General features: G+C 62.6%; 15 protein-coding genes. 5 read left to right on the top strand and 10 right to left on the bottom strand.

Features of this window, described 5'->3' with window-relative positions; all coding sequences use genetic code 11:
- The first annotated feature begins 449 nt into the window (after positions 1 to 449).
- The 3 genes from AC1VXC_RS03965 (at position 450) to AC1VXC_RS03955 (ending at position 3,063) form a co-directional block, all read left to right on the top strand.
- Positions 450 to 1,421, top strand: coding sequence for a LysR substrate-binding domain-containing protein (locus AC1VXC_RS03965; protein WP_481538088.1), 972 nt, complete (start codon positions 450 to 452; stop codon positions 1,419 to 1,421).
- Positions 1,422 to 1,560: 139 nt separating this feature from the next.
- On the top strand, positions 1,561 to 2,052 hold the full coding sequence (locus tag AC1VXC_RS03960; protein WP_481538108.1) for a glutaredoxin family protein: 492 nt from the start codon (positions 1,561 to 1,563) through the stop codon (positions 2,050 to 2,052).
- A 9-nt stretch (positions 2,053 to 2,061) separates the two neighbouring features.
- Positions 2,062 to 3,063, top strand: coding sequence for a 2Fe-2S iron-sulfur cluster-binding protein (locus AC1VXC_RS03955; protein WP_481538087.1), 1,002 nt, complete (start codon positions 2,062 to 2,064; stop codon positions 3,061 to 3,063).
- 185 nt (positions 3,064 to 3,248) lie between these two features.
- On the opposite strand, the gene AC1VXC_RS03950 is transcribed toward AC1VXC_RS03955, so the two are convergent.
- The 3 genes from AC1VXC_RS03950 to AC1VXC_RS03940 are packed head-to-tail and all read right to left on the bottom strand — an operon-like array spanning position 3,249 to position 5,481.
- Positions 3,249 to 3,848 (bottom strand): DNA-3-methyladenine glycosylase, encoded by a 600-nt coding sequence (locus AC1VXC_RS03950; protein ID WP_481538086.1) that lies wholly within the window; start codon positions 3,846 to 3,848, stop codon positions 3,249 to 3,251.
- 47 nt (positions 3,849 to 3,895) lie between these two features.
- The gene (locus AC1VXC_RS03945) at positions 3,896 to 4,351 is read right to left on the bottom strand and encodes a hypothetical protein (RefSeq protein WP_481538085.1); all 456 of its coding nucleotides are present in this window, start codon (positions 4,349 to 4,351) and stop codon (positions 3,896 to 3,898) included.
- Positions 4,352 to 4,371: 20 nt separating this feature from the next.
- Positions 4,372 to 5,481 (bottom strand): hypothetical protein, encoded by a 1,110-nt coding sequence (locus AC1VXC_RS03940; RefSeq protein WP_481538084.1) that lies wholly within the window; start codon positions 5,479 to 5,481, stop codon positions 4,372 to 4,374.
- A gap of 431 nt (positions 5,482 to 5,912) precedes the next feature.
- Here AC1VXC_RS03940 and AC1VXC_RS03935 point away from each other — a divergent pair, with 431 nt between their 5' ends.
- Positions 5,913 to 6,197 (top strand): hypothetical protein, encoded by a 285-nt coding sequence (locus AC1VXC_RS03935; protein WP_481538083.1) that lies wholly within the window; start codon positions 5,913 to 5,915, stop codon positions 6,195 to 6,197.
- 298 nt (positions 6,198 to 6,495) lie between these two features.
- On the opposite strand, the gene AC1VXC_RS03930 is transcribed toward AC1VXC_RS03935, so the two are convergent.
- From AC1VXC_RS03930 to AC1VXC_RS03900, 7 genes are all read right to left on the bottom strand, one after another.
- A complete protein-coding gene (locus AC1VXC_RS03930; protein ID WP_481538082.1) occupies positions 6,496 to 8,067 on the bottom strand; it encodes an SDR family NAD(P)-dependent oxidoreductase in 1,572 nt (523 codons plus the stop codon).
- A gap of 269 nt (positions 8,068 to 8,336) precedes the next feature.
- Positions 8,337 to 9,143 (bottom strand): class I SAM-dependent methyltransferase, encoded by an 807-nt coding sequence (locus AC1VXC_RS03925; protein ID WP_481527550.1) that lies wholly within the window; start codon positions 9,141 to 9,143, stop codon positions 8,337 to 8,339.
- Positions 9,143 to 9,919, bottom strand: a complete 777-nt coding sequence (locus tag AC1VXC_RS03920) for an ABC transporter ATP-binding protein (RefSeq protein ID WP_481538081.1) — start codon at positions 9,917 to 9,919, stop codon at positions 9,143 to 9,145. Before AC1VXC_RS03920 ends, AC1VXC_RS03925 begins: the two co-directional genes overlap by 1 nt.
- A complete protein-coding gene (locus tag AC1VXC_RS03915; protein WP_481538080.1) occupies positions 9,916 to 10,935 on the bottom strand; it encodes a FecCD family ABC transporter permease in 1,020 nt (339 codons plus the stop codon). The genes AC1VXC_RS03920 and AC1VXC_RS03915 overlap by 4 nt, the downstream gene beginning before the upstream one ends.
- Positions 10,932 to 11,969, bottom strand: a complete 1,038-nt coding sequence (locus AC1VXC_RS03910; RefSeq protein ID WP_481538079.1) for an ABC transporter substrate-binding protein — start codon at positions 11,967 to 11,969, stop codon at positions 10,932 to 10,934. The genes AC1VXC_RS03915 and AC1VXC_RS03910 overlap by 4 nt, the downstream gene beginning before the upstream one ends.
- The gene (locus AC1VXC_RS03905; RefSeq protein ID WP_481538078.1) at positions 11,966 to 12,505 is read right to left on the bottom strand and encodes a DUF2478 domain-containing protein; all 540 of its coding nucleotides are present in this window, start codon (positions 12,503 to 12,505) and stop codon (positions 11,966 to 11,968) included. Before AC1VXC_RS03905 ends, AC1VXC_RS03910 begins: the two co-directional genes overlap by 4 nt.
- A 2-nt stretch (positions 12,506 to 12,507) precedes the next feature.
- Positions 12,508 to 14,493, bottom strand: coding sequence for a TonB-dependent receptor plug domain-containing protein (locus AC1VXC_RS03900; RefSeq protein WP_481538077.1), 1,986 nt, complete (start codon positions 14,491 to 14,493; stop codon positions 12,508 to 12,510).
- A gap of 181 nt (positions 14,494 to 14,674) precedes the next feature.
- On the opposite strand from AC1VXC_RS03900, the gene AC1VXC_RS03895 reads away from it, so the two are divergent.
- Positions 14,675 to 15,481, top strand: coding sequence for a TOBE domain-containing protein (locus AC1VXC_RS03895; RefSeq protein WP_481538076.1), 807 nt, complete (start codon positions 14,675 to 14,677; stop codon positions 15,479 to 15,481).
- Positions 15,482 to 15,496 lie beyond the last annotated feature (15 nt).

Genomic DNA, 15,496 nt, shown 5'->3' with positions numbered 1-15,496 from the left:
ATTGCCCAGCTCACCCCTGCAATTGGCGGACGCGGTTGTTGCGCTTGATCTGAAACCGGAGCGTTTTAACTCGCGCTGCGCGTTTTCTCGCCAGTGCAATTTCAGTGCGCGCTGCTAGGTTTTGATGGTTTGTTGGAGTGGCGCAAGCTGATCGCCTGCTGTTGGAAACCTTGGTCCTGTCGACCGGGAATGCTTGCAGTCTATGGGGCGTCGTCAGCTCTGGAAAACGATCTTATCTGCTCGATAACATCAGATTTTCTAATGTTTGTTCGTACCGGCCTCGACGCGATCGCGGGAAAAGGGATGCGCTATCCTCACGCCTCTCAGTGGGTTTAGTGTTGGATTTACTAGCGGAATGCACATGGTGATCAGTCCTTGTCATTCATGCCGCAGATCGCCGACAGCCGGGCATTGATAAATTCAGCTTTTCTCATTTGACGAAATGATCCATGCTGGTCCGACTTGAAGGGCACAAGCTCAGCAGATACGCATCACTTCCAAACGCGAAAGATCGGGAAATTGAACCAATGGGTGCTGTCCTACCGTTGTTGGCCTTGCGCGCATTCGTGGAGACCGGTCGTCACGGCAGCCTCAAGGCAGCTGCCGAGGTCATGGGGGTTACGCCGGGTGCCGTGAGCCAGCAGCTGAAACTGTTGAGTGCGCGTACCGGCGTCACGTTGTTTGCCCGCAATCGGCATGGCGTCGCGCTCAGTCCAGCAGGCGCGCAGGTGTATCCGGCCTTGCTTCGCGCCTTCGACACTATCCAGGACAGCATGGCGCTGCTGGAGGCGATCAACGGGCGGCAGACACTGACGATCAGCACGGTGCCCGGTTTTGCCGCGTCCTGGTTGGTGCCTCGACTGGGCCGCTTCACCGAAAAGCATCCGGATATCGAGGTGCGCGTTGAAGCTTCATCGGCCTTGGTTGATCTGCGCCGTGACCGCATCGATATAGCGATTCGTCACGGCTTGGGTGAGTACCCGGGCCTGGTCTCGCGTCACCTTGCTTCGCCGGTGTTTCTGCCGGTAGGGAGCCCTGGTTTGCTGGCCAAGGGCAAAGCGATCCGAAAGCCAATCGATTGCCTCAAGTACCCACTTCTGCAGGACTCCGATCGCAGCGATTGGAGACTTTGGTACAAGGCACTGGGTGTGGCGGACGATCCCCGTATCGAACGAGGCGTCGCGTTCGATGATGATGTGTTGTTGATCCGCGCCGCCGAGGCGGGGCAGGGGATTGCTCTGGTACGTGACGTGTACGTGCAGGCGGAAGTCGCCAGCGGCCGATTGGTGGTCGCCTTGGATCAGCCATGGCCCACCGAGTTTGCTTACTACGCCGTGACCCTTCCCGGGGCGGATGAGAAACCGGCCATCGCCGCGTTTCTGTCATGGTTGCAGACCGAAGCCGGGCGCGAAGAGGCATAGGCTTGATTCCAGATGGTGCTTTCAGTGGCACCCGCGGTCGCGGCAGCGACCGCATGGATAGCTGAGCTTCCGCCAGGGCAGAACGCGTTGCTCGTGATGTCGCCGGGCAGGCGACCATCGTGGAGCTTGAGCCTTGTTCGTGCGTGCCGCAGAAAGATTGCTGGAGCCCCTTGACCTTCCAATGGCGGCAATCTTTAGACTTCGCGCCAACACAAAGAAACCATGGATTGCGCACAGTGTTCTGCGCGGCTACGGAACGAAGTCCATTGGTCCGAAACACCTGCCGCAGGCCAAGCGCTCCAGCCTCTATTTCAACCCGACGTACGGATTGAAAGGACATCACAACAACGATGAGGACGTCGTCATGAGCAACGCTTCCAACCCGCATGTAATCGTCTACACAACACCTACTTGCCCTGACTGCCGGATGCTGAAGGATTGGCTCAACCGAGCAGGAGTAGCGTTTGAAGAGCGCGACCTGACTGACCCTGCCATCAGTGACGAGGCGAAAGCTCGTACCGGTGTGCGCATCGCGCCGATCACCTTGGTCGATGAGCAGATCTTCTACGGTACGTTCGCCTCGCAGAAACCTGGTCTGGTCGAGGCGCTCGGTCTCTCCAATATTGCCTGAGTAGTCGCCATGACGAACCATGTTGAAATTCTGCAGACCGGCGCGATCATTGCAGTACCGGCAGGCGTCACGATTCTGGATGCAGCACTCGCCGATGGAATCGCCTATCCGCACGGATGTCGTACGGGGCGCTGTGGGTCCTGTAAAACCCGTCTCGTCAGCGGGGAAGTCGAATGTCTAGAACACAGCCGTTTTGCGCTGACGCAGGAAGAAAAAGCCCAAGGATTGGTTCTGGCGTGTCGCGCCATTCCGACAACCGATGGCGTCGTCAGCTGGCTTGATGACGATCAGGTAGTTCTTTATCCGCTCCGCCGTCTGAACTGCAAGGTGACGCTGGTCGAGGCAGTTACGCACGACATCAATCGTATCCAGGTCGTCAACGATGAAGGCGAGCCGCTGAGCTTTGCTGCCGGCCAGTATGTTCGACTTACGTTCCCGGGCCTGCCAAGCCGTGATTACTCTATTGCCAGCCCGTCAGGTAGCCAAGTACTGGAGTTCCACCTTCGTCGAGTACCCGGCGGGACAGTGACTGAGCCCATCCATGCGCAGCTGCAGGCCGGTGCCCAGGTGCTTGTTGAAGGTCCATTTGGGTCTTCGTTCCTGCGCGAACAGCACGCCGGTCCAATGTTGTGCATCGCCGGCGGCTCGGGTCTTGCACCCATCACTTGCATCGTTGAGGCTGCAATCGCGCGTGGTATGCGCCAGCCAATACATGTTTACTTCGGCGCCAGAAGCAGCAGAGATCTATACCTCGTTGAGCACTTCCAGAGTTTGACCCGGCAGCATTCGAACCTGACATTCACGCCCGTGCTATCCGAGGCGTCCGAGCAAAGCACTTGGCGGACCGGGTTGGTAACAGACGCTGTTGCCGAAGACCTGGGGGATCTTGATGGTTGGAAAGCTTATTGCGCCGGGCCACCGGGAATGGTTGAAGCAGTTATGCGGATAACAAAGACCAATGGCCTGCGGCCAGGCGATTTGCATGCGGATGTGTTCCATACGCCGGGATGAATGCTGTACTGGCTCCCGAGAACATCGGCTCGCTCCCTGAGTCCATTGCCAATGCAGCGCCGCAGCGCGCATAGAGAAGTTGTCATGGAAAGTGGCGCTGATGATGCTGCCCAGCGCTAGCGTTGCACTACGTTCGGAAGCGCAAGGGTTCGTTTCCCCCGCAGGCCGGCAGTCGTGGCCTTCTGCTATCTTCTGGAGGTATACGGCTGATCCGGTACGGACCAGCGCCATGGCAGGTCCACTGCTTTGGATATCCCAACACGAGGACCTATCACCGGTGCAGCAGGGGGAGGTGTGCCATCGGACACAATCCGGATGCCGCGATCACCGCTGACCAAGTCCGCGCCGTCATGCGCGCGGTTGATGTCGAATGCCTGGGAAAGTTTACCGGGGCCGTTGGCGAGATCGATGGGGCGCTTTGCAGCAGACCTTGCCAGATACATGAGATCCAACCTGCTCAAGGGTTGCGCTGCCCTGAGCAGCACGCCAACACCTTCACCGACTTCACCGCAGACTGCATTGCTTCCCCAGTGCATGCCATAGGTGAAGTAGACGTACAGATGCCCAGGAGGGCCGAACATCGTCGCGTTGCGCGCGGTCTTGCCGCGGAACGAGTGAGCCGCGGGATCTTCGCTGCCGGCATAGGCCTCCACTTCAACGATGCGTGCGCAGCGGCCGTCGTCACTTAGCAGGATCTTGTTCAGCAGCTCCGGCGCCACGACCGTTGGATGCCGACGATAGAACTCGCGTGGCAGCACCAGGTTGCGTTCAAGAAGAGACTTCATAGGCTGTGATCCTACCCGCAACGTCGAGCCTGCGCGTGAGGCCCCCGTCAGCAGGGTTCCTTGGGAAGGTCGCGCCATCCGCCTTCGATTCGTTCCAGTCGACGCCCTTGGATGCAGCGTTGCCCAGCGCGAAGTGGGGCAGGCCGGGATTGTTCCCACAGTAGCTGTCGCAGCCGAGCAGCTTCCGCCACGCCAACGCCGTCTGCGGCTGCCATCTGCCGTTCGAGTTGCTTCAATTCGGTTTCAATTGTCGCCTGCTGCTCTGGCGTGGGCGTCAGTACGCGCTCCAACGCAGCCACTTGTCGTCTTGCATTCCACTCGATCAAACCCATGGCGATCAGGACGGCTGCGACGACCAGAATGATCGCCCGTACCCAGAACCTGTGCTCGTCCGAAGGCAGGGAATTGACGGCGGTTCGCGCCCCATGCCGGTGCCGCGGACGGATTTCCACTTCGCTCAGATCGGCCTTGCCGAATGTTGGTTCCTGGCGTTCTCGTTCCATGAAATACTCCGGTACGGCTCTTACTCCATCCCGCAACTTGCCCCCGCGCAGGTCATCGTGTTGTAGTCCAGCAGTGTTGAATGACCTGGGTTGCCGGTGGGGCGCGGAACACCGTAGGGCACGATGAAGGTAGCCGAGTGGGCACCGTACAGCCCGGCAGGAATCTGCATCGCTTTCAGCACGACGTAGCCGTTATGCAGATAAGACCGGGTACGCCGGTTGTCGCTCGCACCCGATACGGGCGGGACATCTTTTTTGTTTGCGGCGTCGTAGGCGACCTGCCATTCCTGCGCGTCACTGGACCGCGCTTCACGCAGCAAGCCCTTGGCAACGGCATCGCGCAAGCCGGCTTCGCCCGCCAGCGGCACGCTGCGGTTACGAAACTGGTCTGGTGGCTGACTGGCGTCGGTCACCATCCCTGTGCCGTTGGCCGTGCCTACGGTAACTAAGCCGTTGTTGGCGATGAATGCCCGCGCCACCGGCTGACCAAACAGCCGTCGCGCGATCGGGTTGACCTGATCAAGCCTGCTCTCGCTTAGATAAAAATAGCCACACGCGCCTTTGTTTTCGTAGCTGCTGTTCAGGCGCGGCACCGATGCTGGCAAGCCGGCAATGGTTTGCCTGTGATAGCCGCTGACCAACACACCGACGATACGCGTCTGTGGTGACCAGCCAATATTCCAGACAGTGGGCTCGTAAGCGCCGAGCATCAACACAACGGGGCTGCTGGTCTCGTTCACGGCGACATCGATCTGGGTCGCTTCGTGGCCGCTTTGGTCAATCTGATAGTCCAGTTTGCGGCCGGAATAGGCACCGGCGGCGTAGACGGTGAATTTGGCTGACAAGCCCGGCATTTCGCAGGTGGCAGGGCCTGACGGCTGAGCGGCAGAAGGACGGGGTTCGAACGGAACAAGGCGGCTTTCCGCTGCGGGTGTTGCGCTATCGGCTACTGGACTCCCCGGACTTGCTGTGGCGGGTGCCAAAGTGGTGCTCTCCGGCGCCGCGTCGGTAGCTGCATCGCGGGAAAGCGGTTCGGCGGCATCCGCAGCACCGTTATCTTCCTGCTTGTTTTGCCCTTGCGTGCGATCAAGAAAGTCGCAGCCGGACAAGAACATCAGCGCGAACAGCATGCCCGCAGCATTCCCTATGTTCATCGAAGACCCCCATGTCGTGGCGCAATCCTATGGTCAGACGAGGCTGCTGTCGACTGCCCCTGGCGCCGCATGGCAGGTGCCCGTTTGTGCCAGATGCGACACGCCAAATTTCGTTCCACGGCATGCGAGTTCGAGATTTCCCCAATGCACGCCGAATGCTTCGGCAAGTTCCTTGTAAGATGGGTGGATGTGCAAGCGGCGGATGCAAGTTTGACGTGATTCCGGAACATTCCCCATTACTGGGTAGATTCTCCGCTTTATAGTCGCGGACCATCTGAATCTGAAGGAAGCAGATCGAATGTCAAAGGGTCCCCCCGATCCATGAGCAACTAGGGTTCTGGGCTGGTCTACTGGGGCCAATCATTGCGGCTTGGGTGGTATTCGGAGGTGAAGCCGCGCGGGACAGGATGGCTCCGTACGTCGGTCTCTACCATACAGTTGTAGCCATCGCGACCGCGACCGTGGTGCTGTGGGTGATTTTGTTCACGGTAATGCTGATCACCCGGGAATGGCTCGCTTGCGCATTGGGAGCTTCTATCGGAGTACCGCTTGCATTGGCATTTTGGTTTGGTGCCAGCGCGATTCGAGATTACGTGGCCGAGCAATGTGCCGAACGAGTCCCAACCGAACAGCCATTTGCACGTAACCATCACCCTTGGCTTTGCTTTGCGGCCAGCCGCATCGTGCAATGAGCAATCAAAGCGTTCGATAAACGGGTAGTCAAGGGCCTGCCTGGACAGGGAGCGTGATAGAGACCCTTTGGTCGCTGCTCCGCTTGTCCACTGGCGTGTCTCCGACGCAGTTTCATGCGTGGAGGCACCATCCGCGCTACTCAGACTCAGACCCATTAAGAAGGTCATGAATTCGCAACCGAAATAGCGCCTGGCCACGATCGAACAGGAGCTGTATCGATGGTTTCCAAGGCCACTCCAGAATCGGAGCCTGCTTGTTCCGACACTGGTGATTCAACACGGAATGTATTGCTACACCTCACCAATCAGTAGGCGCATAGTCCTTCAGGAACTGCCCCCAGACGTGTTCGCCGGTGTTGAAGCCGTGAATGATCGGGTCGACGATGCGGGCGGCGCCGTCAACGATGTCCAACGGCGGGTGGAAGCGCTCTTCCTGCACCTTGCGGGCGGCCAGACCTGCCGGATCCTCGTCGGTGACCCAGCCGGTATCCACGCTGTTCATGTGGATGCCGTCGTTCTGGTAATCGGCCGCCGAGGTGCGCGTCATCATGTTCAACGCGGCCTTGGCCATGTTGGTATGCGGATGGCGGGTGGTTTTGAAGTTGCGGTAGAACTGGCCTTCCATCGCCGACACGTTGACGATGTGCTTGTCGCGCTCTGGCGTGGCCAGCATCAGCGGCTTCAGGCGTGCGTTGATGATGAACGGTGCAATGGCATTGACCAGCTGGGTTTCCAACAGCTCCACCGACGGCACCTCGGCCATGCGCAGGCGCCAGGAATTGCTGTCGCGCAGGTCCACCTGCTGCAGGTCCTGGTCCAGGCGGCCATCGGGGAATAGATGGCGCTGGCCCAATAGTTCGTCAGCCAGCAGCGGCACCTGCGATAACTCGGCAGCACGGGTCAAACCGTCAGTACCGACAGCTTGCGGCGATGGCAGTGCGGCTGCCGCGACGGGGAGCAGGTCGGCGCTGCGCAGGCCTTCGTAATTGCCGATCAGCTTGCGGATGGTTTCCGGCAGGCTCTGCACGGCAGCGGTTTCGCCGGCCATCATGTGCGCATAGAACTGCGGCGGACGACGCACGGTCTGGCAAGCGTTGTTGATGATGAAGTCCAAGCGCGTGCGCGTGGCCAACAGCTCGCTGCAGAAGGCTTCGACGCTGGGCGTGTGGCGCAGGTCCAGCCCGTACACCTGCAGGCGGTGGCCCCACACGGCGAAGTCGGGTTCTTCGGCATAGCGGGCGGCCGAGTCGCGCGGGAAGCGCGTGGTCACGATCAGCTCGGCGCCGGCACGCAGCAGCTTCAGGCCGGCCTGGTAGCCGATCTTGACGCGGCCACCGGTCAGCAACGCCACGCGCCCACGCAGATCGGCGGTCTCGGTGCGCTTGATGTAATTCAGATCGGCGCAGGCCGGGCACATCTGGTCGTAGAAGTGATGCAGCTGGGTGAACTTCTGCTTGCACACGTAGCAGTGGCGCAGCTCGGGCGAATGCACCGGCTCTTCCGCTAGCGCGGCACCTTCACCATTGCTGGCATCGTGCAACCCGGCTGCATGCGGTGGGAAGTAGTTCGGGGTGCTGAAGACCGGCTTGCGGCGCAGGGCGCGGATGCCGGTCTGTTCAAGCAGCGCCTCGGACTTGCGCACCTTTTCCTGGTGGCGCTCACGGGCCTGCTTCTTGAGCATCTGCCGGCGTGCCTTGGGTTCGGGGTGGAAGATCCTGGCAACGACCTGGTGCAGGCGTACACGGTCGGCTTCAGGCAGCGCATCGAGTACGCCGCGATCCGCGTCGATGGTCTCCAGCAGATCCAGCGCGTCGCGCAGACGATCCGCCAAGGGCAGGGCAGTGTCAACAGGGGTATCGATGGCGTTCAAATGACGATCCGGGAAGAGCGGCGGCAAGCCGTGAATGGACAGCAGAGCGATGACCGCCTCGATGCGGGTCCATGCTGTAGCGGGCCGGGAGCGTCCGGCCGGCGGCAATTGTCCCAGATATCAGGGGGTTGGCGCCAATGTCGGGTTGATGGATGGGCGGCAGCGCCTGCCCAGCCGCCTTCCAGGGCTGGGCGCACCGCAGCTGATGCAGCTTGAACGGTGCCAAGGACCGGTCTCGCCGACCTGGGCCATCAGCGCCATGCACCACCTCAGCTAGCTTGGGCAGTGGTTTCCCAGGAGATGAAGGCCCAACGCCTGGTGGGTGCCAATCCAAGCCGATTCAGGGGCGAATGCCCGTGCCACTCCGCGATCCTGCTGCGCTCGTTCATCTGCAGCTCGCCGAACAACTGTTCCGCCTGGCGGACCAGATCGTCGGCAGTCTGTGTCTGGTCCAGTGCCGACACCGGCAGATAGTCGAGCCGGGGCTCCCGTCCCATGTCCCAAAGCAGCTCCATCACATAGCGATGGTCCGGCATGGGAATCCATTGCCGACCCAGCAGCGCCGCAAGCTCCAGGACGCCAGTACGCGGCTGCGTGGTACAGCTCACGTAGACGCGCTGCGCTGCGTGCGCGTCGAGTTTCATCAGCGCCCGTTCCAGCTCAGGGACCATCAGTGAACGCGAGGCGATGGCGACATCGCAGACGGGCAGCTTGCTCCAGTCGTCCTCCCATGACAGATGGTGTGGCTCGATGTTGTCGACCTGTTGGGCGCGGATGGCGGCATGCAGGCCATCAAGCATGCCCTGGCTGTAGTCCAGGGCATGGACCTGTTGCACCTGCGCGGCGATTGGCAAACTGAGCAGGCCGGGCCCGCAACCAACATCCAGCACGCTGTTGACGCCACTCAGGTCGAGCCGCGCCAGGAATGCCTCGCTGTAGTCGTCGTGCCGACGCTTCCAACTGGACTGCGCCGCACGCGCATCCCACGCGCTGGCGGGCTTGGCCTGGAAGCCGCAAGCCAGCAGGTGCTGGCGGTAGCGGGCCATGTGATCGATGGGGGCTGGAAGTGTGGTCATCAGGACAGTGACTGCAGGTCAGGAAGGGCAATGGCTATGCGCGAGGCATCGACGTTGTAGAGCTGCGCCAATCGTTCGGGTGTGGCGACCTCGCGGGCGGGGCCGAGCGCGTGCAGGCTTCCGTTGGCCATCAAGGCAATGCGGTCTGCCACCTGCAGCGCATGCTGCGGTTGGTGTGTGGACAGCAACACGCCGATGCCGCGATCGGCGAGGCTGCGCACGGTGTCAAGAATGCGCAGCTGGTTGCCGAAATCGAGGCTGGCGGTAGGTTCATCCATGATCAGGATCCGTGCACGCTGCGCGAGTGCGCGCGCTATCAACACCAGTTGGCGTTCACCGCCACTGAGGGTGCTGACCACGCGTTGCGCCAATACGGCGATGCCGAGCTGATCCAAGCAGTCAAGGGCAATTGCTTCGTCCGCACGCGTGGGCGTGGCCAACAAGCCGAGATGGGCCGCGCGGCCCATGGCAACGACTTCCAGCACCCGCCAGGCAAAGGCGAACGGCGCCGACTGTGGAACGTACGCCAACTGCCGGGCCCGGTGGTTGCGGCTGAGCTGATGCAGCGGCTGCCCCTGCACCGCAATCTCGCCAGAAAAGGCGGGGAGCAGGCCAAGCAGCGTGCGGAACAGCGTGGTCTTGCCGCAGCCATTGGGCCCGAGCAGGCACAGTACTTCGCCCGCATGAAGGTGCAGGTCCGAAGGCTCGCCCAGGGGCTGCTGGCGATGGCCTACCGTCAGCCCGCGTGCCTGCAGGAGAATATCGCCCATGCTCATGCCCGGCTCTCGCTACGTGCCAGCACCAGGAGGAAACACGGAACACCGACGAACGCAGTGAGAATACCGAGCGGCAGTTCTATCGGAGCCAAGGTCCGCGCCAGTGTGTCGGCGGCGAGCAGGAAGCTGGCACCCAGCAGCAGGCTGGCCGGCAACAGCCGACGGAAGTCGGCGCCTACCAGCAAGCGCGCGATGTGTGGCACCACCAGCCCGACCCAGCCGATGATGCCGGCCAGTGACACAGCAGCCGCTGTGCATAGTGTTGCCGCGGCAATCAGCGTCCAGCGTAGCGGTGTGACGGCCACTCCCAGTGCGCTGGCCTCCTCATCACCGAGGCTGAGCAGGTTGATGCGCCAGCGCAGCAACAGCAGCGGTAACAACCCGACCAGCAGCAGCGGTGCGGTGACGCGCAGATCATCAAGCACAACGGCATTCAATCCGCCGAGCAGCCAGAACGTGATTGAAGGAAGCTGGGTGTAAGGGTCTGCAAGCAGCTTCAATAGCGAAATGCCGGCGCCCAACAGTGCCGACACCGCAACGCCGGCCAGCACCAGTACCAGTATCGGTTCATGCCGACGCACCAGCGCTGCCACCAGACAGACCAGGCCGACCGCTGCCAGCCCGCCGGCGAAGGCGAAGCCCTGCACCAGCAACAATGGCAGGCCGAGGAACAATGCCAGTGACGCACCGAGCCCGGCACCCGCGGAGACACCAAGAATGTCGGGTGAGACCAGAGGGTTGCGGAACATCGCCTGATACGCCGCCCCGGCAGCGGACAGCACCGCACCAATCAGCACCGCCGCGATCACGCGCGGCAGGCGGATGTTCCATAGCGCCGCATGCACAGCGGGTGGACTGGGCTCGCCAATGCCAAACAGCTGCCAGCCTATCGCCTGCACCACGCGTGTCGGCGATACAGGGAACTGGCCAACCGAGAATGCCAACAGGATCATTGCCGCCAGCAGCATCCAGCCACCGACATGCCACGCCCAGCGTGGCATCGGGCGCGCCGTCATTGGCGCCCATCCAGGCTGCGCGCGATGTCCGCTGGTAGCGGCTGATCCCAAAGCAGTTGATGCAGCGCGTTGATGCGCGTGCGCAGTGCTGCCGGTGCAAGCGCCGGCGATGCACCGGGATGCAGCCGCGACAGCAACCACGGCAAGCCGAGCAGGCGATTGACGCCGGGCGGGCCATCCAGCCAACCGAACGGTAGTGACGGTGCGCAGTGCAAGCGCCCTTCGCGCACCGCACGCAGGCTGCGCCAACGTGTGTCCCGCGCCGCGCTTGCGGCAAATTCAGCGTCCTGGGTAAGGATCACGTCCGGGTCCCAGGCCAGCAGCTGCTCCAGCGAGACACGTGCCAGCCCCCCTTTGCCAGCGGCGGCAGCAACATTGCGGCCACCGCAGAACTCGATGACCTCGGTGTTGATCGAACCGGACAGGCCACTTTCCAGCCCATCGCTGCCGCGCCCGTAGTAGACAGTCGGACGCGAGGCGGCAGGGCGGGTGGCAAGCACCTCGCGCACCAACGCCAGCTGTGCTTCCGCTGCCAGCGCCAGCGCCTCGCCACGTGCGGCCATACCAAGCAGCTTGCCGACATGGCGCAGCTGTGCAGGATGATCGGGCAAGCGTCCTGCAACCAGCTCGACTGGAATTCCGGTCTGCTGCCCCACACGCTCGGCGGAGTCGCGATAGCTTGCGTCGAAATCACCAGCATCCAGCACCAGATCCGGCTGCAGCTCAAGCAGGCGTTCCAGGCTGACGGTGCTGCCGCGTCCGGCAAGACGGCCAACCATCGGCAGGCCGCGGAGTGCCGTGGGCAGCAGCGCCAGCGCGCTTGGCGAAACCCGCATGGGCCAGCCCAGTAATCGCTGCGGCGCGATCGCTGCAACCAGCACCGCTGCTGGGGCGCCCGCAGCAAACACGCGCTGCGGCGGGCCTTTGGGTTCGCCGAGGCGCAGCACGCGTTGTGCGGGCATTGCCAATAGTCGGCTTCCTGCAAACAGCAGCGGAGCCAGCGCGAAGGCCTGCAACAGGGCGCGACGTTTCATATCGCCTCCTGATCTTGCTGGCGGCAGCCATCCCACCAGTGCTGCAGGGCCGCGTCGGTGGCGGGAAGCTCAACCGCCATGCCACCGGTGAACGCGCGCCAGGCTTCCAGATAGGGAAGCTTCACTGCGGTGAGCAGCGGGATGCCGGCCAGCATCAGCGCCAACAGTTCGTCGGCCATGCCGCCGCCTTGCGACTCGAGCGTGCCGAACCGATTGGCAATCGCCAGCGCCGCCGGTTCCTGCGCGGCGCGACGTAGTACGACACTGGCATCGGCAATGCCACGCGGATCGAGATTGCAACCACAGGCAGCCGCGCCCAGCGCCTGGCTGATGGGGTAGCGGGACTGCGGATCGGTTACGTCCATCAGCACCATGCGCTTGCCCGTGGCTGTTGGCGCATGAGGCAGGTGCACCAGCCCGCGGACGCGGTGGCCGGCTGCGAGCTGGCGGGTAGCGAAAGCCGCCAGCAGCTCATCGGGCTCACCGTTGCCGTCGTGCACGATGGCGGCGATGCGTGCGGGCTGGGCGTTGCTCATGCTCAGTACCTCCAGTTGGCATTGGCAAACCAGGTGCGGCCGGGCATGGGGTAGCCATCGGCCAACTCGTACCATTTGTCGCCGATATTGCGCACGCCCAGATCGAAGCCGACGTTGCCGCGCGGTGACCAGCTCGCCTTCAGTCCACCGATGCCGAAGCCAGGCAGGGCACGCACCGGACGAGTTGTATCGGCATAGCTGACCTTGCGACCTTGTTCGGCTTCCAGACTGGCCTGCAGACGCAACTGCGGCAGCAGCTGCCAGCCAACGGCCATGAACAAGCGCTGGCGTGGGCTGTCGAGCAGGGCCACATCCCGGTTCTCCAGGTTGGTGCGCCGCAACCAGGTGTAGCTTGCCTGCAGGTCCCAGTCGTCGCCTATGCGCTGCTGCAAGCCCAGCTCCATACCGACGTTGCGGGCACGGCCAATGTTCTGTGCCTGATTGCAGGTGCGACCGCCGCACTCAGGCGAGGCAACGACGGCGGTCTGGATCAGGTCATCAATGCGGCTGTGGAACACCGCTGCCTGCAGTTGGCTGCCTTGCCACCAGCTACCGCGCAGGCCGAGTTCGAGATGGGTGGCATGCTCGGGGGCGAGGTCAGGGTTGGGCAGTGCGGCCCCCATGCGTGCCGAGTAGCGATCCTTGATGGTGGGGAAGCGCGTGCGACGTGCGGCGCTGGCATACCACTGCTGCTCCGGTGCCAATTGCTGCACGTACTCCAGAACGGCATTGGTGGCATCGGCACTGCCGGTCGGCCAGTAGTAGACACGCTTGGCCTCGCGACGGTCATGGCCGAGGCCTGCGCGCAGGTGCGCGGTGTCAGTCAGTGCGATACGGTCTTCGATTGCCACCGAGGTGGTGACATCGCGGAAGTCCTTGGTCGGCGAGTGCGGGTTGCGCTCGCTGTGCTGGTCTTGCTTGCAATGCAATGCAAGCTGCAGTTGCTGGCGGGGCAGGGCGTTGCTGGCCAAGGTCAGCGAGCCGCCGATTGTCTTGTCGTCGTAGATGCTGGGGAAACTGGTGTTGTCCAGCGTGGTTTGATAACTGCCGTCGGTGTAGGCCTCCAGTCCGTTGCCGTAGGTGTCGCGGTACAGGCGGGTGCGCAAGGTCGTGTGCTGACCGAGCTGGGTATTGCCGATGAAGTAAAGGCTGTCCTTGTCCCACCATGGCCAGCGCCAGTAACGGATGCCGCTGCGTGCGGTTCCCGTGTACACCGGGTTGCCCTTCTCGCCATCCTGGCGCGCGTAGCCGATGGCATATTCATCGCCCTCACGCGGCGTATAGCCGAGCTTGAATGACAGCCGGCGATCTTCGCGGTCGGCGTTGCGACGGTCATCACCGGTGTCGGTAGGTACGCGCTTGTAATCGACGAACCCGTCCGGGAGTGGGAACGCATCCGCCTTCAGGATTGACCAGCCGAGCTGGTAGTACCAATCACCTTGGCGACCGCCGAGGTTGACCGCCGCCTTGCGCTCGCCGCCATCGGCGACGCCCAGCCGCAGGTCAGCCTCGAATGGACGCTCCGGCCGCCGGCTGATCAGGTTGATCGCCCCGCCGAGGATGTTGGGCCCATAGAGCAGTGATGCGGCGCCACTGGCAACATCGATCCGGGCCAGGTCGAAGGTGGTGAAACGACCGAAGTCGACATAGCCGTCATAGGGCACGTACAGCGGGACGCCGTCGAGGAATACCGGCACCTGGCGGGGATCGAAGCCGCGCAGGTAGACCATGTCCTCGTTGCGCGAATTGCGTGCCAGGCTGACGCCCGGCAGTACGCTGACTGCCTCTCCGACTGTGTTGCGGTCCAGCTGCTGGATGCGGTCCGCGTCCAGGTTGCGTTCGGCGACAGTGGGAGAGGTGCCGCGCTCGGCGTGGACATCGACACTGCCCAAGGTGAAAACCGGCGGCGCAGTCGCTGTGTCGGCAGCTGCGGCCGACAGGGGGAGCAGTAGGGCTGACAGCGGCAGAACGAAACGGCAGGTGCGCATGCTCGCAATCCTCGGGTTCGCTATATCCAAAATGATATAACGGTACGGTGAGGTCAACTTCGTGACCGATGCAGGGATTGTCGGGGGGGGAGCGCCGGAGCGTCCTTGATCGATATCAAGCCGGGTGGAGATGGCGCCCGGCTTACACTGACCGCCGCTACCGCTGCAGGGACCAGACCATATGAGCGAGACCGACCCCACGCTTGAGCTGCAAGGCAGCCTATGGCTGAACGTTGCGGGGCAAAGTCTGGGCGGCCGTGGCCGCTTCGCCTTGCTGGGGTTCATCGACGCCTGCGGTTCGATCAGCCAGGCCGCCAAGCGGATGGGAATGACCTACAAGAACGCCTGGGACGCCGTAGACGCCATGAACACGGCAGCCGGCGAACCCTTGGTGTCACGCAGCGTCGGCGGGCGTGGCGGCGGCGGTGCGCAGTTGACCGAGCGCGGACGACAACTGGTTGCGCGCTTCGAGCAGCTTGAACGCGCACACCGCGCCTTCCTGCAATCCCAGCAGATTCCCGCCGGATTGGACGAGGACATGGCATTGATACGGAGGATCGGAATGATCACAAGTGCGCGCAATCAGTTCCATGGCCGGATCAGCGCGGTGGCAGCCGGTGCCGTGAACGATGAAGTGCAGATTGAAGTCGCGCCCGGGTTGACGGTCGTGGCGACCATCACCCACGGCAGCATGGCATCGTTGGGGCTGGAGGTTGGCATGCCAGCCTATGCGCTGATCAAGGCGTCGTCGGTGCTGCTGGCGCAGGGGCAGGGCACGCGGTGTTCGGCACGCAACCAGTTCAACGGTACGGTGGCGCGCATCACCGAAGGCGCCGTGAACGACGAAGTGGTGGTGGATATCGGCCACGGCTGCAGTGTAGTTGCCGTCATCACCCGGGCCGGGACAGCCGCATTGGAACTGGAGGAAGGCGGCCCGGTGGTGGTGCTGTTCAACGCATCCAGCGTCATCATTGGTGTTTCGATGTGATACCCCGGGAAAGCA

It is taken from the genome of Stenotrophomonas sp. STEN033, from assembly GCF_056856655.1.
Note: the sequence above shows the minus strand (reverse complement) of the source record. Positions and strands in the feature narration are given on the sequence as shown.